The 19,273-nt window shown below is 67.8% G+C and carries 19 protein-coding genes and 1 tRNA gene; 13 read left to right on the plus strand and 7 right to left on the minus strand.

The window, feature by feature from the left end:
- Positions 1 to 135: 135 nt before the first annotated feature.
- Together B5F70_RS02270 and B5F70_RS02275 are read left to right on the plus strand one after the other, a co-directional pair.
- Positions 136 to 1,056: a putative ABC transporter permease gene (locus B5F70_RS02270; RefSeq protein ID WP_087203946.1), complete on the plus strand. Its 921-nt coding sequence runs from the start codon at positions 136 to 138 to the stop codon at positions 1,054 to 1,056.
- A 176-nt stretch (positions 1,057 to 1,232) separates the two neighbouring features.
- A tRNA-Val gene (locus tag B5F70_RS02275) sits at positions 1,233 to 1,307 on the plus strand.
- A 468-nt stretch (positions 1,308 to 1,775) separates the two neighbouring features.
- Here the strand turns inward: B5F70_RS02275 and B5F70_RS10585 are convergent.
- Positions 1,776 to 1,940 (minus strand): hypothetical protein, encoded by a 165-nt coding sequence (locus tag B5F70_RS10585; protein ID WP_158094905.1) that lies wholly within the window; start codon positions 1,938 to 1,940, stop codon positions 1,776 to 1,778.
- A 19-nt stretch (positions 1,941 to 1,959) separates the two neighbouring features.
- Complete coding sequence (locus B5F70_RS02280; RefSeq protein WP_087203947.1) at positions 1,960 to 3,132, minus strand: helix-turn-helix transcriptional regulator; 1,173 nt, start codon at positions 3,130 to 3,132, stop codon at positions 1,960 to 1,962.
- A gap of 245 nt (positions 3,133 to 3,377) precedes the next feature.
- Here B5F70_RS02280 and B5F70_RS02285 point away from each other — a divergent pair, with 245 nt between their 5' ends.
- From B5F70_RS02285 to B5F70_RS02300, 4 genes are read left to right on the plus strand one after another with little or no spacing between them, the layout of a single operon-like run.
- The gene (locus B5F70_RS02285) at positions 3,378 to 3,677 is read left to right on the plus strand and encodes a PadR family transcriptional regulator (RefSeq protein ID WP_087204100.1); all 300 of its coding nucleotides are present in this window, start codon (positions 3,378 to 3,380) and stop codon (positions 3,675 to 3,677) included.
- A complete protein-coding gene (locus B5F70_RS02290; RefSeq protein ID WP_087203948.1) occupies positions 3,674 to 4,372 on the plus strand; it encodes a DUF1700 domain-containing protein in 699 nt (232 codons plus the stop codon). Before B5F70_RS02285 ends, B5F70_RS02290 begins: the two co-directional genes overlap by 4 nt.
- 12 nt (positions 4,373 to 4,384) lie before the next feature.
- Positions 4,385 to 4,690 carry a hypothetical protein gene (locus B5F70_RS02295; RefSeq protein ID WP_087203949.1) on the plus strand — a complete coding sequence of 102 codons (306 nt, stop codon included), beginning with the start codon at positions 4,385 to 4,387 and terminating at the stop codon, positions 4,688 to 4,690.
- 10 nt (positions 4,691 to 4,700) lie between these two features.
- Complete coding sequence (locus B5F70_RS02300; RefSeq protein ID WP_087203950.1) at positions 4,701 to 5,165, plus strand: GNAT family N-acetyltransferase; 465 nt, start codon at positions 4,701 to 4,703, stop codon at positions 5,163 to 5,165.
- A 61-nt stretch (positions 5,166 to 5,226) separates the two neighbouring features.
- Here B5F70_RS02300 and B5F70_RS02305 read toward each other — a convergent pair whose 3' ends face one another.
- From B5F70_RS02305 to B5F70_RS02315, 3 genes are all read right to left on the minus strand, one after another.
- Positions 5,227 to 5,577, minus strand: a complete 351-nt coding sequence (locus B5F70_RS02305; protein ID WP_087203951.1) for a DUF2200 domain-containing protein — start codon at positions 5,575 to 5,577, stop codon at positions 5,227 to 5,229.
- 243 nt (positions 5,578 to 5,820) lie between these two features.
- Positions 5,821 to 7,131, minus strand: a complete 1,311-nt coding sequence (locus B5F70_RS02310) for an L-serine ammonia-lyase, iron-sulfur-dependent, subunit alpha (protein ID WP_087203952.1) — start codon at positions 7,129 to 7,131, stop codon at positions 5,821 to 5,823.
- A gap of 144 nt (positions 7,132 to 7,275) precedes the next feature.
- Positions 7,276 to 8,118 carry an HAD family hydrolase gene (locus tag B5F70_RS02315; RefSeq protein WP_087203953.1) on the minus strand — a complete coding sequence of 281 codons (843 nt, stop codon included), beginning with the start codon at positions 8,116 to 8,118 and terminating at the stop codon, positions 7,276 to 7,278.
- Positions 8,119 to 8,365: 247 nt separating this feature from the next.
- Between B5F70_RS02315 and B5F70_RS02320 the strand changes: the two genes are divergently transcribed.
- From B5F70_RS02320 to B5F70_RS02345, 6 genes are all read left to right on the plus strand, one after another.
- The gene (locus tag B5F70_RS02320; RefSeq protein WP_087204101.1) at positions 8,366 to 9,586 is read left to right on the plus strand and encodes an argininosuccinate synthase; all 1,221 of its coding nucleotides are present in this window, start codon (positions 8,366 to 8,368) and stop codon (positions 9,584 to 9,586) included.
- A gap of 105 nt (positions 9,587 to 9,691) precedes the next feature.
- Positions 9,692 to 11,119 (plus strand): argininosuccinate lyase, encoded by a 1,428-nt coding sequence (gene argH / locus B5F70_RS02325; RefSeq protein WP_087203954.1) that lies wholly within the window; start codon positions 9,692 to 9,694, stop codon positions 11,117 to 11,119.
- A 136-nt stretch (positions 11,120 to 11,255) separates the two neighbouring features.
- Entirely contained in the window at positions 11,256 to 11,672 is a 417-nt protein-coding gene (gene ndk / locus B5F70_RS02330) for a nucleoside-diphosphate kinase (protein ID WP_087203955.1), read from the plus strand.
- Positions 11,673 to 11,678: 6 nt separating this feature from the next.
- Positions 11,679 to 13,742 (plus strand): TetM/TetW/TetO/TetS family tetracycline resistance ribosomal protection protein, encoded by a 2,064-nt coding sequence (locus tag B5F70_RS02335; RefSeq protein ID WP_087203956.1) that lies wholly within the window; start codon positions 11,679 to 11,681, stop codon positions 13,740 to 13,742.
- A 435-nt stretch (positions 13,743 to 14,177) separates the two neighbouring features.
- Positions 14,178 to 15,365, plus strand: a complete 1,188-nt coding sequence (locus B5F70_RS02340) for an SLC13 family permease (protein ID WP_087203957.1) — start codon at positions 14,178 to 14,180, stop codon at positions 15,363 to 15,365.
- A 168-nt stretch (positions 15,366 to 15,533) separates the two neighbouring features.
- Positions 15,534 to 16,040, plus strand: coding sequence for a hypothetical protein (locus B5F70_RS02345; protein WP_087203958.1), 507 nt, complete (start codon positions 15,534 to 15,536; stop codon positions 16,038 to 16,040).
- Positions 16,041 to 16,088: 48 nt separating this feature from the next.
- On the opposite strand, the gene B5F70_RS02350 is transcribed toward B5F70_RS02345, so the two are convergent.
- Together B5F70_RS02350 and B5F70_RS02355 are read right to left on the minus strand one after the other, a co-directional pair.
- A complete protein-coding gene (locus B5F70_RS02350) occupies positions 16,089 to 17,087 on the minus strand; it encodes a VanZ family protein (RefSeq protein ID WP_087203959.1) in 999 nt (332 codons plus the stop codon).
- A 635-nt stretch (positions 17,088 to 17,722) separates the two neighbouring features.
- Complete coding sequence (locus B5F70_RS02355; RefSeq protein WP_241145877.1) at positions 17,723 to 18,727, minus strand: BadF/BadG/BcrA/BcrD ATPase family protein; 1,005 nt, start codon at positions 18,725 to 18,727, stop codon at positions 17,723 to 17,725.
- 122 nt (positions 18,728 to 18,849) lie between these two features.
- On the opposite strand from B5F70_RS02355, the gene B5F70_RS02360 reads away from it, so the two are divergent.
- Entirely contained in the window at positions 18,850 to 19,212 is a 363-nt protein-coding gene (locus B5F70_RS02360; RefSeq protein ID WP_087203960.1) for a desulfoferrodoxin family protein, read from the plus strand.
- Positions 19,213 to 19,273: the final 61 nt, after the last annotated feature.

Consider the following 19,273-nt stretch of genomic DNA (forward strand, 5'->3'; position numbering starts at 1 on the left):
CAAGGAGATACTATACGGGAGTGGGTGCGCAATTGCAAGCATTGTTTTGAAAAAAATTGCTGGGGTAGAATGATGGCTGTATTGACGGAACGTCTGCCCAGTTCAACCGCCTGTCTTCTCTAGGTAAGGATTTCCGTGCTCACTATCTCACTGCTCATCATCTTGGCCTTCCTTCTGGCCCGGTTCGTGATGGGGAGCGTCCAGCGCTATCTCGAGGGGCGTGCCCGCGGGCGGGCGTTTAACCGCATGCTCAACCAGGGCAGGCTCGATGCCGGCGTGTATGCCGATGCGCTGTGGTCCGCCACGACGACGGGCGCCCGCAAGGTCCGCAACCGCGTCTCCAACGAGCAGCGCAACGCAATCCTACAGGCGCGCCTCGAGATGCGCGATGACTTTCTGGACGATACCAAGCCCGGTCTCTACCAGTACATCATCATCTTCCTCGTCGCGTCGGTTCTGGGCCTCGTCATCGAGACCGTGTACACCTTCATCGTCTTCGGTATTCTCGAGAGCCGCGTCGGCCTCGTGTGGGGTCCGTTCTCTCCGCTTTACGGGTTTGGTGCCGTGCTGCTCACCATGGTGTTGTGGCCGCTGCGCAAGGAGCCCGTGTGGAAGGTCTTTATCATCTCGGCGGTGGTGGGGAGCCTGCTCGAGCAGACGGCCGGCTGGAGCATGGAGCACTTCGCCCACCTGCAGTCGTGGACCTATCTGGGGCTGCCCGACCACATCACGCAGTGGATCGCATGGCGCTTCGTCGTCATGTGGGGGCTGCTGGGCGTGGTGTGGTGCCGCGTCATCATGCCCGAGATGATGTACCGTATCGGCGAGCCCACCTCGCGCCGGCAGGTCATTCTGGTGACGTTGCTCGCTGCGTTCATCACGCTCGACGTGGTGATGACGATCGCGTGCTTCTGGCGCGCGGGCCAGCGCTTCGAGGGCGTGCCGCCGCGCAACGGCTTCGAGGTCTATGTCGACACGCATTTTGACGACAAGTTTATGGCCGAGACCTTTGAGAACATGAAGATCGGCGAGGACATCGTTCCTTCAAACAAGTGACGTGCGGACCGTGAAGGCGGTGGCCGCTGCCTGCGAGAAGTCCCATGCAAGCGGGTTTCCAAAGGCGCTGAGGGGGCGCCTGGGGCGGGGGAGTCTCAAACTTTTTCAAAGTTTTGCTTTACACGGCGCCGAGGCTTCGGTATATTATCCCTTGCGCTTACGAGCGCACCCTGAACGGGCGTTTAGCTCAGGGGGAGAGCGCTTCCCTGACACGGAAGAGGTCACAAGTTCAAATCTTGTAACGCCCACCAGAAAACACGAGGTCAACGGCTTAGGCGGTTGGCCTTTTTTCTTACAGGAACAAAATCGGGAACATAATAGGAACAAAATGTTTCCGAAGCTCGTTCAACATTCGACTCCATGGCCTTTTCGAACTATTCACTTGTGGTGGATTGATGCAGCCGCGAAAAAAGAAGCGAGGCCGTTTCCCGATTCGATGGTCGGGGCATGCCTCATCGCTATAGAGCGCATAGCGCGAGGAGACCCCGTTCCTCTTCAGGGCCGGAGCCTCCCCGACACGGCTGCGACTCGCCTGTGAGCTAACCCAGGAGTCGCGGCCTCGTTGCTATCGTACCACGGCGTGCGGACATTTCTTCATCCCGTCCGCATCGTCCGAATAATGCAGAATAGCAGCCACGTGAGCGGGTCGCAGGCGCTTCCCCGGTACCTCGTAAGGGGAACGCCGCCAAATGGCCGCGCGCGAGGCCCTGCGCCGCCCTCTATGCGCCGCCCGCGCACTTCCGCGCCGCCGCTATCCCCATCATGTCCACCCAATCGAGGCCCGCGTAGGTGCTGTGCCTGGCGTGCTCCGCCGACACGCCCAGCGCGTAGCCGACTTGCTGCCACATCATGAGGTCGAGGAAATGCGGGCGAGCGGCGGGCATGTTTCCGCTCGCCCTTCTGTCAGCGTTGGATGGATGCGCAGATGTCGAGATAGCGCGGATCGCTTCCCGCAAATGTCCGCCATGCGGGCGACGCCGCCTGCTCTGCGACCGCCTGCCGCATCAGCTCTGCCGCCTTGTCCGTTTGGCGCGCCTTGTGCTCGGCCCATGCGGAGCCCGCGCGACCCGGGTCCGCCCTCTTCTCCATGCGGTCAAAGAAGGGGGACCGCGCGGGGTCGGGCGCCTGGGGCTCGGTTGATCCCGCTGCATGCGCTGCAAACGCCAGGGCGTCGAGCGCCTCCTCCTTCTCGCCTGCCCGACGCAGTGCCTCAGCCTTCTCGAGCCCCATCGTTACGGGATACCACGGGTTGACCGCCCCCATATCCAGCGCGTCGAAGATCGCTGACGCCGCTGCGGCGGCTTTGCGCGCGAACGCGGGGTCGTCCCGCATGCTCACCTCCTGCACAAGCGACGACAGTACGTAGTTTGTCGCGCGAAGGCGCTCCGCCTGAAGAAGCTCAAGAGCGTCCTCATCGCGGCCGAGCCTCCGGTAGGAGGAGATAAGGAGCATCGTCGCGGCGCCTGCATCTGGCCGGCGCACGAGCGGCTCCAAGAGGGCTGCGACCTCCTCGTGGCGTCCCGCCTGGAAGAGCGTCGTAGCCTTCTGCTGCTGTGCGAGGAAGAGGGTTGACGGATCCGCCGTCACCTCGAGCACGCGGTCGAGCAGGGCAAGCGCTTCATCGGTGAGCGCATCAGCGCTGGGCAGGCCCCTCGCGCCGCCGCTCCGCTCGGCTGGCGCCGCAAAGGGCGTCGCCATGCCGGCCGCCCAAACCGTGAGGAGGGATGCCAGCATAAGGAGCAGGTTCGCATCCGAGTAGTGCGCGGTGGCGAGTGCGCGCAGCCGCTCGTGCGCGGCGGCGGGGTCCTGCTCGGCGAGTGCGTAGACCTCGGCGTAGAGCGCGGCGGATTCCGCTTCGCTCAGCTCGTCGCGCCAGTCGAAAAGCTCGTCTAGGGTGAGGGAGAAGTACGCGGCGATGCGCGGCAGAAGGCTCACGTCCGGCAGGCTCTGCTCCAGCTCCCATTTGGACACGGCGGCCTTTGAGACGCTCAAGTGCGAGGCGAGCTCCTCCTGCGTGACGCCCTTGCGGCGCCGCTCGCGCGCTATCGTGCGTCCGATGTTGATGGTTGCGCTCATCATGGCTCCCTTGACGTGGTGAACTGAAGGCTGCCGGCCGCCATATCCAGTATGGGGTCGAACGGAGGTGGAATCAAAGGAGCATTGGTTGATGTTTCGCGCACGATGTCAACCAGGCCTCGACATCCCATCGGGATGCCGGCGATCAAGGGTCCGCTAGCATGGTTGTTGACATAACATACTATGCGACATATAGTGTATGTCACACAGTATTCAAGGAGAGGAGGTGTGCGGTGGAGGCTCAGATGAAGCGAGGCTTTCTCGAGGCCTGTGTGCTTGCGGCTGTCTGCGGCGAGGAATCGTACGGCTACCGAATCGTGGAGGATGTTCCCGCGAGCATGGGGCTCACGGAATCTACGCTCTATCCGTTGCTCAAGCGGCTCGAGAAGGCGGGTTGTATTACCGTGCGCACCGCCGAGCATAACGGGCGGCTGCGCAAGTATTACCGCATCACCGAGGCCGGGCGGGAGCGTATCGAGGAGTTTCTGGCCGCTTGGCCATCCGTGCAGGAGATCTACCGCTACGTTGAGGAGGCCCAATCATGACGCGCGATGAGTTTCTGGACCGGCTCGGCAAGCTTCTCGCCTGCTTGCCGGCGGACCAGGTGGAGGAGACGAGGCAGTTCTATGCGGAGGCTATCGCCGACCGCATGGAGGACGGAATGACCGAGGAGGAGGCCGTAGCCGCCATGGGCGCGCCGGGTGCCGTTGCCGAGGCCATCCTCGACGGCCTGCCCGCCGTGCCGCGCGCGATCGCCAAGACGCGCCGTCGCAGCACCGCCCTGCTTTGGGTTCTCGCCATCGCGGGATCGCCCGTGTGGCTGCCGCTGTTGCTTGCGTTTGCCGCCATAGCCATCACGGTGTACCTCTGCATCTGGATATTGGCGCTTTGCGTGTGGATCGTAACCGTCGCTATCGGTGGTGTGGGCGTGGTGGAGCTTGTGTTTGCCGTATCCGGCATCGTCATCGGGCATGTTCCGTATGTGCTCGCCTCTGCCGGCGTGGGCCTCGCGTTTCTCGGGGCAGCGCTCCTTATGGGCGCGGGCGCCTGGACCGTCTCCAAGCAGATTGCGCGCCTTTCGGCGCGTTGGGCGCAAAAGGCGGTTTCGCCGTTCTGGAACGACCGCGGCAAAGGGCCGGACAGCGGATTCCCCGCTGCGCCGGGGAAAGATTGCGGAGCGCGTCGAAGCGGTGGGGTGCGCACCGCCCGCGGCATGCGCCTCGCCATATCAAATGAGTAGGAGGAGTGCATCATGACGAGCATCAAGAAGACCTATCTCGCCGTGGCGGGCGGTCTTGTGGCGGCGGGCATCGTGCTCGCGGGCATAGGGTTCATCGCCTCCGGTTGCAATCTCGCCGTGTTTGGCACGCAGATCGATCTGCGCGATGACACCGTCGTCCTCGGTGGCGTTACGGTCGACGACCCGACGGGGCTACCCCTTATCGAGCAGCTTGCCGCGGTCGGCGAGGTTGACACCGCGGGCATCGCCGCTCCCGCCGCTCCGGAGGCGCCGTCGCGCCCGGGTAGCGGCGGGGACAACAGTCCGGCTCGGTCGTAGGGGGTCGGTCATGGACGGTCGGCTGCGCACTATCACGGCATCCGAGGTGGAACGGCTCGAGTTGCTCTATCGGGAGCTCGCGCGCCACCACAATGAGGTCTCCCTGCATTTCGGAGGCGACTTTCCCGCTGTGCCGATTGAGAAACAACTGAGCGAATGCGCCGAGGATCTCTCCAAGGGTAAGGCTGTGGTGGCGGTAATCGAGGTGCGGGGCGAGCCGGTTGCCTTCTGCAAGGTGGATGTCGTCGGTGAATGCGGTTACGTCGACGAGCTCGCCGTCATGCCCGAGCAGCGCGGTCGGGGGCTCGGCTCCCGTCTGATGGACTGGGCCGACGCTCTGTTTCGCAGCTATGGCGTGCGTCAGGTTGAGCTCCGCGTGGTGATAGGCAACGAGGGCGCACGGCGCTTCTACGAGAGGCGCGGGTTTTTGCCCTCGGTGCTGGAAATGAGACGGCTTCAGCGGTCTGAGCAGTGAGCATTGCCGAAGGGACCATCTCCACGGAGTGGGTCGTCAGGCCTATCCAGCCAAATAACCCTTATGCGCGCAGGACCTTCTCGAGGGCGCGCCCGCGGGCGAGCTCGTCCACGAGCTTGTCGAGGTAGCGTGCGTTCTGCTCGACCGGATCCTCTATGGCGGAAACGTCCACGCCGCAGATCTTGCCTGTGATGAGCCGGCGGTTGGGGTTCAGCGCCGGCGCCTCGGCAAAGAACGTCTCGTACGTGAGGTCGCGCTCGAGTTGGCTGGCGAGCTCCTCGGTGCTATAGCCGGTAAGCCAGCAGGTAACGGCGTCGACCTCGTCGCGCGTGCGCCCCTTGCGCTCCGCCTTTGCGACAAGCAGCGGGTAGATCTGGGTGATGGACATCTGGGCGATGGGTTTGCAGGCCATGGTCTCCTCCGCGGGGTAAAGGTGCAGGGGGTCGCACCCATGCTACCGCATGATGTGCGGGGCATGTTTCCGCGATGGGGACGGCAGAGGAATCTAGTGCCTAGTTCAGCCGGGTTGTGCGAAGTAGCCCGAAAGGACGGCAAGGCTTCTACCTGCACCTTTTGTAACCTTCCGGTGCGCGTATACTCGCCGGGGAGCCCGCAAACTAGGCACTAGATTGTTTGCGCCGTCTGGAGCGCGAAGCTAGCAGCACGCCACGTCCGTCTTGCCGATCATGATGTTCAGAATCTCGACGTCGGTCGGCTTCATGCCGACGCGTCCCACGTAACCCATGCTTGCGATGGTCTCCTCCAGCGTGCCGCGCACCAGGCCCTCGCCCGCGTGGAACCCGTTGCCGCTGCGCGCCATCTCGAGACCCACGAGCGCCGCGTCCACCGCCGTCGAGATCTTGGCGGCGCAGCTCGATTTGGCGCCGTCGCACACGATGCCGCCCACGTTGCCGATGGTGTTGATGATGGTGCCGGCCACCACGTCGTAGCCGCACCCCTCCATCCACGCGATGCCGGCGCCCGCTCCCGCCGCCGCGCACACGACGCCGCAGAAGGCAGAAAGGCTCCCGATGTAGCTCTTGAGGTGCACGGCCGTGAGGTCGGAGACGGCGAGCGCGCAGAGCAGACGCTCGCGGTCGACGCCGGTGGCCTCGGCGTACTCGAGCACGGGCAGCGCGCAGGTGATGCCCTGGTTGCCGCTGCCGCAGTTGATGACGACGGGTTTGGGGCAGCCGTTCATGCGCGCGTCGGAACCGGCCGCGGCGCGCGCCCGGGCGCGGACCGAGGGGCTCTCCCCAAAGTGGGCGATGAGCGTGCGGCCGACCTCGGCGCCCCAGGGGTTGTCGAGCCCCTCGCGCGAGATGGCGTCGTTGAGCATGAGCTGGCGCTCGAGCACCTCGCGCGCGTCGCCGAGCGCGCCGGCGTCGGCGAACGCGAGGATGCCCTCGATGGTGAGGAGGTCGTTTGCTGCCTGCGCGTCGGCGGGGTCGGGCGCGCCCTGCGTCGTGCCGGCGCGGTAGAGCTCCTCGCCGTCGCGCTCCACCAGGGCGACGTCGGTGTGGTGCTCGGCGATGACGACGCGAGCCGTATGGCCCGCCGCCTCGGCGGTGATGTCGATGTAGAGGTTCGGGACGTCCTCGACGAGCTCGACCGTGCAGTACGCGGGGTCGGCGGCGAGCTCGCGCGTGCGCGCGATGTCGGAGGAGGTGACGCTTTCCAGCACCTCGAGCGCGCTCTCGGCATTGCCGCCCACGGCACCGAGGGTCGCTGCCGCCTCGATGCCGTGCATGCCGTCCGAGTTGGGGACGGTCACGCTCTTGACGTTCTTGATGATGTTGCCCGAGCACCCGGCAAGCAGGCGGGTGGGCTCGGCGCCGAGGACCTTGCGGGCGAGCGCCGCGGCATAGGCGACGGCGATCGGCTCGGTGCACCCCAGGGCGCAGACGAGCTCGCGCTTGAGAACCGAGCGGTAGGCGGAAAACGTGGCGGCGGTGTCGTGGTCCATGCGGGCTCCCGGGGTACGGCGCGCCGCCCGCAAGGGGCTGCGCGGCTGGTTGCATCGTATAGCGTAAAGTATCGCACACGGGCGTACCCACCGGGTGGGGAAGCAAGCTGGTAACGTCTCCGTTTACCGGGCCGGCGCCGCCGCTTACCCGAGATGCGCGCCCTTGGCGGCGAGGATGGCGTCGATGAGGACGGCGACGCCGCGATCGTTGTTGCTCGGCAGCTCGAAGGCGGCGTGCTCGCGCATGTCCGGGGTGGCGTTGGACACGATGAAGCTGTGTCCGGCGGCGTCGAGCATCTCGGTATCGTTGTACGTGTCGCCCACCGCCGCGGTGTCAGCCATGTCGATGCCCAAAAGCTCGGCGAGGTGGGCGAGCCCCGCGCCCTTGTTGACGCCGACGTTCATGAAGTCAATCCACTCGATGCCCGCGCAGGCGACCGAGAGCGCATCGCCGAATGCCGGCGCGAAGACCTCATCGTACCAGCGCTTGCTGTCGTTGGTGGGCACCAAGACGGTGAACTTGTTGGCCTCGACCGTCACCTCGGCGAGGTCCTCTACATAGATGATGTCATGGTAGTAGACGGCAAGGGCGTCGTGGTGGGCGCGGCCAAAGGTGGGCACGTAGGCCCGGTCGAAGGCGCAGAGCACCGGCACGCCCGCCCCGCTTGCGATCGTCGTGCGGGCGAGCTCGTGGTAGAGCGCGGGGTCGAGGAGGCTCTTGTAGATAAGCTCGTCGCGGTAGGTGATGGCGCCGCCGTTGTCCGCGATGAACGCCATCTGGGCGGCGTGCTCGGGAAACATCTCGCGCAGGGTGGGGCCGGGCCGGCCGCTCGCGGGGCAGAAGGGCACCCCCGCCGCGGCGAGGGCGTCGATGCGCTCCGCCATATGGGGCGGCTGCGACTTGTCGTCCGCAAGCAGCGTGCGGTCCATGTCGCAGGCGATCAGGCGGATGGAGGCGAGGTCGGTGTCGGCGGTGTAGGCGCGCATGCGGGGGCTCCTTGCTGGTAGACGTAGCGTGCGGCGCATCGATGGGGCACCGCGGCATTGATTGTATCAGCAGCGCATGCGCGGGCGGCGTTTACCGGACGGAAACATGGGGCCCTACATTGTGTCTGATTGGAGAATATGCGCGCCGACCGTCAGATATTCGTGTAATATACAAACCAGCGCGAAAGGATGCGCCATTTATGCATAATTTCGCATAATGTATGCGATCGAGAGCGGAGGGAGCTCCATGGCTGAGAAGGAGAAGGTCGTCCTCGCCTATTCGGGCGGTCTCGACACGTCGGTCTGCATCAAGTGGCTGCAGGTTGAGAAGAACCTCGACGTCATCGCCATCTGCGGCAACGTCGGGCAGGATGAGAAGGATCTCGAGTGGATTCGCCAGAAGGCGCTTGATATGGGCGCCATCGCGAGCGAGGCCGTGGACATGCGCGCCGAGTACGCGGCGGACTTCCTCTCCAAGGCCATTTGGGCCAACGGTAAGTACGAGGGCGTCTACCCGCTGCTCTCGGCCCTCTCGCGCCCGCTCATCTCCAAGCACCTCGTGGACCTCGCCCACAAGTACGGCGCCAAGTACGTGGCGCACGGCTGCACGGGCAAGGGCAACGACCAGGTGCGCTTCGAGACCTCGATCCGCGCGCTCGACCCCGACCTCGAGATCATCGCGCCGGTGCGCGAGTGGGACCTGACCTCCCGCGAGTCCGAGATGGAGTGGGCCGCGGCGCACGACGTGCCCGTGCCCACCACCAAGAAGAAGCCCTACTCGATTGACGACAACCTCTGGGGCCGCGCCATCGAGTGCGGCGTGCTCGAGGACACGTGGAACACCCCGCCGGCGGACATCTGGACGATGACCGCGGCGCCGGAGGACTGCCCGGCGGAACCCGAGACCGTCATCATCGGCTTCAAGGGCGGCGTGCCGAGCTCCATCAACGGTGAGGAGCTGCCGCTTCTCGATCTCATCATCAAGGCGAACGAGATCGCCGGCCGCAACGGCTACGGCCGCCTCGACATGATCGAGGACCGCGTGGTGGGCATCAAGAGCCGCGAGTGCTACGAGTGCCCGGGCGCGCTTCTGCTCATCGAGGCGCACAAGACGCTCGAGACGCTCTGCCTCGACTACGAGACCCTGAAGGAGAAGGCCAAGCTCGACGTCGAGTGGGCGAGTGCGGTCTACCGCGGCCTCTGGTACAGCCAGAACCGCCACGCCATCGACGCGTACAACGCCTACACCCAGAAGTACGTGACGGGCGAGGTGCGCTTCAAGCTCTGCCGCGGCGGCATCTTTATGGACGGCGTGCGCAGCGACTACAGCCTCTATAGCAAGCCGCTCGCGACCTACGACGAGGGCGACATCTTCCCCCACGAGGCGGCACCCGGCTTCATCGAGCTCCACAGCCTGCAGTCGCGCACGTGGTCGCGCATGCAGGGCCCGGGCTCGGGCCTCGCGTAAGGGGCCGCGGGGCGCCGTTGGGCGCCACCGAGGTTTCGCGTATAGTTAGAAAGCGCGGTCCGCTTGTCCCGCGGGCCGCGTTTCTCGTATTGAAGGAGGTTGTCCATGGCGCTTTGGGGCGGCAGGTTTGAGGAGAACGTCGCCGAGGCGACGCAGGAGTTCGGCGCGTCGCTGCCGGTGGACCGAGCGCTCTACCGACAGGATATCGCGGGGAGCATCGCGCATGCGCAGATGCTCGCGCACCAGGGCATCATCTCGGAGGAGGACGCACGCGCCATCGAGCGCGGCCTCACCGAGATCGAGCGCGACATCGATCAGGGGAACTTCGCCTTCGACATCAACGACGAGGACATCCATATGGCCATCGAGGCCGAGCTCACGCGCCGCATCGGCGAGGCGGGCGCGCGCCTGCACACCGGCCGCAGCCGCAACGACCAGGTCGCGACCGACACGCGCCTCGCCGCGAAGGCCCTCGCCCGCGAGCTCATGCAGGCGAACCTCGGCCTTCGCCGCGCGCTCGTCGCCGCCGCCGAGGACGCGGGCGACACGGTGCTCCCCGGTATGACGCACCTGCAGCACGCCCAACCCGTGCTCTTCGCGCACCATCTGCTCGCCTACGCGTGGATGCTCGCGCGCGACTACACCCGTCTCGCGGCCGCCTTCGACGCCGCGGACGCCTCGCCGCTCGGCGCGGCGGCGCTCGCCGGCACGAGCTACCCGCTCGACCGCGGCGAGACGGCGCGCGCCCTCGGCTTCGCCCGGGTGATCGAGAACTCGATGGACGCCGTCTCGGACCGCGACTTCCTGCTCGACCTCGAATACGCCTGCAGCGTGATGGCCGTGCACCTCTCGCGCCTCTCCGAGGAGATCGTGCTGTGGTCGAGCCAGGAGTTCGGCTTCATCGCGCTCTCCGACGCGTTCTCCACGGGCTCGTCCATCATGCCGCAGAAGAAGAACCCCGACTTCGCCGAGCTCATCCGCGGCAAGACCGGCCGTGTGGTAGGCGACCTGGTGCAGCTGCTCGTCACGGTGAAGGGGCTGCCGCTCGCCTACAACAAGGACCTGCAGGAGGATAAGGAGGGCGCGCTCGACGCGGCGCACACGCTGCTTTCGTGCCTGGGCGTCATGCGCGGCATGGTGAGCACGTGGACCGTACGCCCCGATCGCATGCGCGCCGTCATGCACCGCGGGCACCTGGCGGCCACCGACGTGGCGGACTACCTCGCCAAGCGCGGCATGCCGTTTCGTGAGGCGCACGCCGTGGTGGGGCGCCTCGTGCTCGAGGCCGAGAAGCGCGGCGTCGACATCGCCGACCTGCCGCTCGAGGCCTTCCGGGCGGCGAGCCCGCTCTTTGAGGAGGACATCGTGGGCGCGCTCGACCTCGACGCCGTGGTGGCGGCCCGCACGACGCGCGGGGGGACGGCGCCCGTGCGCGTGGCGGAGCAGCTCAGGTGCGTGACGGAGGGCATCGAGGCGGACGAGGCCGCGCTTGGCGCCCTCACGCCCGTGGTGGAGATGGGGGCGGGCGCATAGCGGCTGGCGCCCCGCCCGACGCGGCGCCGACCGGGAGCCCCGCCCGACGCAGCGCCCGCCGCGCCGCCGGCGTTATGCCATACTGATGGAAGGCAATCGGCGGGCCTTGCCGCCCGCTCACGCGAAAGGAGCCCTCATGGCCGACATCGAGAGAACCTACATCATGATCAAGCCCGATGCGGTGCGCGACCGCAAGGTCGGCGAGATCATCACCCGCATCGAGCGCACGGGCCTTACCATCGAGCGCCTCGACATGGCGACGCTCGACGCCGACACGGTGCGCGAGCACTACGCCCATCTGGCCGACAAGCCGTTTTTCGCCGATCTCGTCGCGTTTATGACGAGCGGCCCCGTCGTCAAGATGATCGTCTCCGGCCTGGGCGCCATCGGCAAGATGCGCACGATCATGGGCGCCACCAACCCGCTCGACGCCGCGCCCGGCACCATCCGCGGCGACTTTGCCATCGACGTCAACTCCAACATCATCCACGGCTCGGACGGCCCCGATACGGCCGCCATCGAGATCCGCCGCTTCTTTGGCGAGGACGCGTAGGGCCCGGTGACCGCCGCAACCGATGCCGTGGTGGGGCTCGTCGCCCCGGTCGACGCGGGCAAGACCACCCTCGCCGAGGCGCTGCTCTTTCGCGCGGGCGCCATCCGCCGGCAGGGCCGGGTCGACCACGGCGACGCGCACCTCGACACGCACGCGCTGGAGCGCGAGCGCGGCATCACCATTTTTGCGAAGCAGACGGCGCTCGACCATGCGGGCGCCCATCTGATGATCGTCGACACACCGGGGCACGTGGACTTCTCCGCCGAGATGGAGCGCGTGCTCCCGGTGCTCGACTACGCGGTGCTCGTGGTGAGCGCGACCGACGGCGTGCAGGGCCATACCGAGACCCTGTGGGAGCTGCTCGCGCGCTACCGCGTGCCCACCATCCTGTTTATCAACAAAATGGACCTGGCGGACGGGGATGCCGCCGCCGTGCGGGGTGTCCTGGCGCGCCGTTTGGGCGCGCCGCTCGTGGCGGGGGAGGGCCTCGCCGCGGTGTGCCGCGCCGCCGATCGCGCGCCCGCCGCCGCGCTCGAGGACGCCGCTGCAGGCGCGCCCGCCGCCGCGCTCGAGGACGCCGCGGCCACTGATGAGCGCGCTCTCGACGAGTACCTCGAGACGGGGACGCTCGCCCCGGCGACGGTGCGGCGCCTGGTGGCGGAGCGCGCCGTCTTCCCGTGTTTTGCGGGCGCCGCCCTCAAGGGCGAGGGCGTCCCTGCGCTGCTCGACGGCATCGCGGCGCTCGTGCGGCAACAGATGTGGCCCGCCGCCTTCGGTGCGCGCGTGTACCGCGTGAGCCGCGGCCCGCGCGGCGAGCGGCTCGCATGGCTCAAGGTGACGGGAGGCGAGCTCCGCGCCAAGATGCCGCTTGCGGGCGTGACGCGCGGCGAGGCGTGGGAGGAGAAGGCCGACCAGGTGCGCCTCTACGACGCCGACAGCTACGAGATCGCCCAGGCTGTTCCCGCCGGGCGCGTCTGCGCGGTTTCGGGCCTCACGCGCGTGATGCCCGGAGACGGCATCGGGGCCGAGGCCGCCGCCGCGCCACCCGCGCTCGTGCCCGTGCTCTCGTACCGGGTCGACCCCGGCGAGGCGGACATCACCCATCTGGTGCGGGCGCTCCGCGAGCTCGCCGACGAGGAGCCGTTGCTCGGGGTGCGCTGGGAGGAGCAGCTGGGGGAGGTCCATGTACAGCTCATGGGCGCCGTGCAGCAGGAGGTGCTCGCCGAGGAGCTGCACCGGCGCTTCGGCCTTTCGGTGACGTTCGGGACGGGCGGCATCCTCTACCGCGAGACGCTGACGGCGCCCGCCTGCGGCGTGGGGCACTTCGAGCCCCTCAGGCACTATGCCGAGGTGCGGCTGCTCATCGAGCCCGGGCCGCGGGGCTCGGGCGTGGTCGCCGGGTCGCGCGCGAGCGAGGACGATCTCGATCGCAACTGGCAGCGCCTTATCTTGACGCACGTGCTCGAGCGCGACCATCCGGGCGTGCTCACCGGCGCGCCCCTGACCGACGTGCGCGTCACGGTTCTGGGCGGCCGTGCGCACCTCAAGCACACCGAGGGCGGCGACTTTCGCCAGGCGACGTACCGTGCCGTCCGGCAGGGGCTTATGGAGGCCCGCACGGCGGGCGCGTGCGAGCTGATGGAGCCCTGGTACCGTTTTCGCCTCGCGGTCCCGTCCGACAAGGTGGGGCGGGCGCTTGCGGACGTGCAGCGCATGGCGGCGGTATTCGACCCGCCCGAGGTCGCGGGCGACCGGGCGCGCCTCACCGGCATCGCGCCCGTGTGCGAGATGCGCTCCTATGCGCTCGAGGTCGCGGCCTATACGGGCGGCCGCGGCCACCTCTCGCTCGAATTCGCCTGCTACCGGCCGTGCCATAACGCCGAAGAGGTCATCGCGGCGGGGGCCTACGACCCGGCGGCGGATCTCGCCAACACGCCGGACTCCGTCTTCTGCGCGCACGGTGCGGGCTATACCGTCCCGTGGGACGAGGTTCCGGCGCATGCCCACACGGTCATCGAGCCGGCGCGCCTGCGCCCGTGGCGCTCTGCCGAGGAGGTCTTCGGCTCGTGAGGCCCGCGATGCGCGGCGCGCCGTGCTCGCGAAATGGCTGCCCGCTAGGGGGTTATTCATTCTAGTGTATAGTTCAGAGCGCCCCTCTTGAGTAGAGCCAAAATCGCTCAAGCCCTCTACCTGCGTATCTGTTGCGACTGGTGGGCCGGTGTGCGTTCGAGGCCCCGCCTGAAATAGGCACTAGAATAAATGACCCCCCAAAGAGACGTCCTGAGCGCCCCCGGGGACGCTCGAAACCGCGCCCTGAGCGCCCCGGGGACGCTCGAAATCGCGCTCCCGGCGCACCCATTCCGCGCCATATGCGCGGCGGCGCGTCCAAATCCTCAGCGAAGGTCGGTCTCGCGCTATACTCAGACGCTTGTGGGCCGTCGCGGGGACGGACTGCTGCAGAAGATCGGCCTTGGCGGAGAGCGGGCCGCGTGAAGGGGAGAGGGTATGCCGGATATCGTGCATCGCAGACCGGATCTGAGAGAGTTCGTGCGCAGGGACCCGGTGCTCGTCATCGCATGCGCGCTCGCGCTTCTGTCGTGCGCGGTGGTCCCTCCAGATGCCGGCTATCTCGGCTATGTCGACCTGCGCACGCTCGGCCTCCTCTTCAGCCTCATGACGGTGATGACGGGGCTCACGCGCCTGGGTGTGTTCCGCGCGGCGTGCCGGGCGCTGCTCGCCGTCGTCCGCGGGCCGCGCTCGCTCGCGCTGGCGCTCACGCTGCTCGCGTTCTTCTCGAGCATGCTGATCACCAACGATGTCGCGCTCGTCACCTTCGTGCCGCTCGCGCTCCTTTCCCTGGGGCATCTGGGGTCGCCGCGCCTCACGTGCTTCACAGTGGTGATGATGACCATCGCGGCGAACCTGGGGAGCATGGCCACGCCCGTCGGGAATCCCCAGAACCTGTATCTCTACTCCGCCTCGCACCTGCCCCTGATGGATTTCATATTGCTCATGCTGCCCTATACGGCGGCGGCGCTCGCGCTGCTTGTGGGGGCTATCGCGCTTTTCGGACGCGCCCTGGGCGCTCGGCCGGCCCTCGCGCCCGCGTCCCGCGCCCCGCGGGGAGCGGAGCCTGACACCGCGCTGGACGATGTGGAGGGGCCCGTCCGCGTGCCGCTCGCCCGCACCGTCCCCTGGGCGGTCCTGTTCGCGCTCGCCCTCGCCGCCGTGGCGCGCGTGCTGCCGTATCAGGTCCCCGTAATCGCGGCCGTCGCCGTCGGGCTGGCGTGCGACCGGCAGGCGCTTCGCCATGTGGACTACGCGCTGCTGCTCACCTTCGTGGCGTTCTTCGTCTTTGTGGGCAACATGGGGCGCATCGGCGCCGTCGATGCGTTTATCGCGCAGGTGGTGGCGGGCAACGAGCTTCTGGTCTCCATCGCGGCGAGCCAGGTGCTCTCCAACGTGCCCGCGGCGATTCTCCTCTCGGGCTTCACGAGTGCCTGGCCCGCCCTCATCGTCGGCACCAACGTGGGCGGCCTCGGCACCCTCATCGCCTCGATGGCGAGCCTCATCTCCTACAAGCAGGTGGCGCTCGTGCTGCTGCACGAGAAGGGTCGCTACCTCCGTCTCTTCACCCTCTGGAACGTGGCGTTTCTGCTCGCGCTCACCCTGCTCGCGCTTCTCATCGGGTAGGGCGGGGGCCTGCCGGCGCCGTTTCCTGTGGAGGTTTCGCGACCCGGTGCGCGCCGGGTGCTACCATGGGGCCCTTGCAACGCGCTGCGGAAGGCATAAGTCCAGTTGCCCTCCGCAGCGCGTTGCGTGCGTTTTGAGGGAGCTGGGCACGAAGGGGGATCCTGCCTCATGCCCACCACGTTTCGCCAGCGCTGCGTGTTCTCCGTCCTCATGGCGTTCGCCATGGTGTACGGGATGGAGCTCTACAACCAGGTTCTTCTCGCGGGCGGCCTTTCCACCCGCCTCTTTCTCGCCCCGTTTGTCGACATACTGCCGCTCATGGCGGCCGTGATAGCGCTCGAGGCGCTCGTCGGAGGGCGCGTCGCGCACCGGCTCACGTTCCGCCTGCTCGATGCGACGAAGGTCCCGCCGCTTATCGTCACCGTCTTCATGGGGGCGTTCACCTGCTGGACCATGTGCCCGCTCATGAGCCTCGTGGCGACCGTCGCCTTCAAGCAGCCGCCGGCGGGCGAGCTCGTCGCGGTGTGGGTGCAGACGGTGGCGACCAGCTTTCCCATGGCCATCTGCTGGCAGCTCTTCGCGGCCGGGCCCGCCGTGCGCGCCGTGGCGCGGATGCTCTACCGCCTGCCCGTGCTCGCGGGCGGCGAGGACGGCCCGCGTCGCGCGAGGCTGTAGGGCGCACGCGCCGCGCCTGTGCGGGGCCTGCGCGCCGGCACCGTGGGGTCACACGAGGTCGTAGGGCATCCGGCGGGCGATGAGGTAGAAGAGGCCAAGCACAGGCCAGGCGAAGCCGGGCATGAGGTAGGCGACGGCCAGCGTGGCGAGCCGCGCGGCGTAGAACGCGACGCGCCTCCCGCCCGTGCGCTCGCGCGTCTCCGCGCTCATGCGGACAAAGGCACCGCCCGGTGTCGATCCGCCGTGCCGCCAGGGCACGACGCCCTCGACCCAGATAAACGCCGCTGCGGCGATGACGAGCGGCCATGGCCCGTCGCCCCAGCGCGCGTCGCCCGGCAAGGCGGCGAGCACCACCGAGCAGGCACCCGCCGCCACCACCGCGATGATCCCCATCAGCAGCGTGTCGAGCCAAAACGCGACGAAGCGGCGGACGAAGCCGGGCGCGTGCGTGACGGCTTCCTCCTCGGCGAGGGCGCCGGGCGGCAGCACGCGGGCGAGCGCCGCCGCGCCGAGCCATCCGAGCACCGCGCCCGCCGTGTTGTAGATGAGGTCATCGACGTCGGCCGTGCGGTAGGCGTAGGGGTAGAGCCCGAAGAGCCCCGTGCCCTGCGCGGCCTCGATGACGCACGACGCGGCGAGCCCCAGCAGCGCCGAGGGAAGAAGGCCCAGGCGCAGCAGGCGCCCCGCGATGAAGCCCAGGGGGATGAAGAACACCACGTTGAAGGCGATCTGCGGCAGGGCCGACAGGCCCTCGCGGGAGAGGTCGCCCACAAACGCGAGCGGGTTCGTCTGCCAGGGGATGCCGTAGGTGATGCCGGGGCCGCTCTCGCCCGCGGGCAGCGGCCAGAGCGTGAAGCACCCGAGGCCGAGCACGTAGAGCACGGCCAGGTAGGTCGAGACCACCGAGGCGAAGCGCAGCCGCCCGTCGCGGTGGTACAGCCAGGCGAGCAAGGGCAGCGTGAGCACCGCCGAGGCGACGGGCCACAGGGCGAGCGCGAGCAGGAGGTTCTCGCTGTATCCGGCAAGAAAGCGCTTGAGGATGGTCATCGTCCACCGTACCTTGGTGTCGTGGGGCGGAAAAGGGGCGCACCGGGTGGGACGCGGCGGCCACGCCGCGGCACGCGCTGCGGTGCGGGCGCCCGCCGCGTTGCGGTGCCTGTTCCATGGTGCGCGCATCGGCGCGCCGGTGCCATCGAATTGCCTTACGGCACGGTGACACTTTGGTAAGGATGGTTATGAACGGCTTATGGCCGTCGCGTCACCTCCGCGTCTGCCTTACGACGAACGGTCGCAAGGCGAGTGGCAGGGCCGCGCGTTTTCGGGTGGGGAGAAGCGGCGGACGGCATATCGGGATTAGGCGAGGAGAAAAGAGACGGATTGCATGTCCTCGCCGTGCGGGGAGAAAAGCCGCAGATTGTATGTTCAGGGACCTGGGGGAGATATGCCGCAGATTGTATAGGCAGATTGTATAGCCCGAATTCTGAACGTCAAAATCCCAGCTCAGCGATGTGCAAAGATGGGGCGGATTGTATAGAAAGATACAATCCGCCCCATCTTTTCCCGCCACAACATACAATCCGCCGCATCTTTCCCATTTCACCCGGGCATGCAATCCGGCGTCTTCATCCCCTTTGTGCCAAGGCGCAACGGCGGCCCTCGGGCCGGTTGCCGCGCCCGCGCCCTTAGCGCGCTTCGCCCGGCGCGCCGCCCTCCTGCGACATGCGCCGGCGCAGCAGCAGGCAGGCGCCGAGGGCGGGGTCGTGCGCCGGTGCCACCAGGCGGCAGCGCGCGGGGAGCGCCCGGGCGAGGGGGTCTAGGATGAGGGCGCCCGCGCGGAACGTGCCGCCGACATAGGTGACGGGGATGGCCGCATCGCGTCCGCCGGGACCCTCATCGCGTCCAGCGCGGCCCTCATCAGGGCGAGATGCGTCGTCTGTGGGGAAGATCTGCCGCACGATGGTGGCGACCATGGCCGCCTCCTCGCGCGCCGCCCGGGCGAGGATGTCCCGCGCGCAGGCGTCTCCCGCCTCGGCGGCGCGGGTCACGAGCGGTGCGAGCCGGGCGATGCGGTCGCGCTCCGCCATGTGCCGCTGGGCAAAGCCGATGAGGTCGAAGTCGTCGGCAAGGCCGAGTTCCTCCCGCACGAGGTCGAGGATCGCGCCGGCGGGCGCGCGCCCGTCGCTCTCCCGCGTGAAGGCGTAGAGGAGCTCCTTGCCGAGCCAGCCGGCAGAGCCCTCGTCACCCAGCTCGTAGTCCCATCCGCCCACGCGGAGCGACCTGCCCCGGCAGACGCCGTAGGCGATCGAGCCCGTGCCGGCAATGATGACGATGCCGTCGGCGAGGTCGAGCCCGGCGGCCCAGGCGGCCTCCACGTCGTTGACGAGCACGTAGGGGTGGCCCGCGCACACGCGCCGGACGATGTCGTCCAGCCGCCGCGTGGCATCCGCTCCCTCGCCGTAGCCGCAGATGCCGAGGCCGATGCCCCACTCCTCGCCGAGGGCGCCCGTTGCGGCGGCGCGCGCGATGCCCTCGGCGAGCACGCGCTCGGCCCCGTCGAACCCCGCTTGGGCGTAATGGCACGTACCGAGCTCGAAGCGCTCGAGCACGCGCAGGTCCTCGTCCAAAAGAGTGAAGGCGGTCTTGGTGCCGCCCCCGTCGATGCCGAGCGTGCGCATGCGTGTGGCCATACTTGAGAATCTCCTAAGGTCGGGGCGGGGGGCGGCGCCCGGTGTCTACCGCGCGCCGTGCGCGGGCATAATAGGCCCGATTATAGGTCAAGCCCCAAGCGAGCTTTAGAGAGGAGCCCCCTATGGCAGTGTTTTTTAAGGATGCGAACGGTAACTTCTTCACCTCGGTCAAGGCGGGCGTGGGCGCCCCCGAGGGCTTCGAGCCCGTCGAGGCCAACTCCGTCGACGCCGCTAGGGAGAAGCATGTGCCCGCCGTCGACCTCGAGCGCGACGGCCACATCATCCACGTGCAGGTGGGCGAGGTCGCGCACCCCATGGAGCCGGAGCACTATATCGAGTGGATCGCGCTCGAGGCGGACGGCCGCCTCGAGGTCCACGCGCTCAAGCCCGGCCAGACCCCGGCCACGTTCTTCGCGGGCGGCGTCAAGAGCGGCCGCGTGTACGCGTACTGCAACCTGCACGGGCTGTGGGTGAAGGAGTTCTAGCTCCGCTCGGCGCCGAGTACCTGCCGGCGCTTCGCTATACTGATAGATACGATTGGCTGGA

It is taken from the genome of Collinsella sp. An268, from assembly GCF_002159765.1.
Classification (GTDB): Bacteria; Actinomycetota; Coriobacteriia; order Coriobacteriales; family Coriobacteriaceae; genus Coprousia.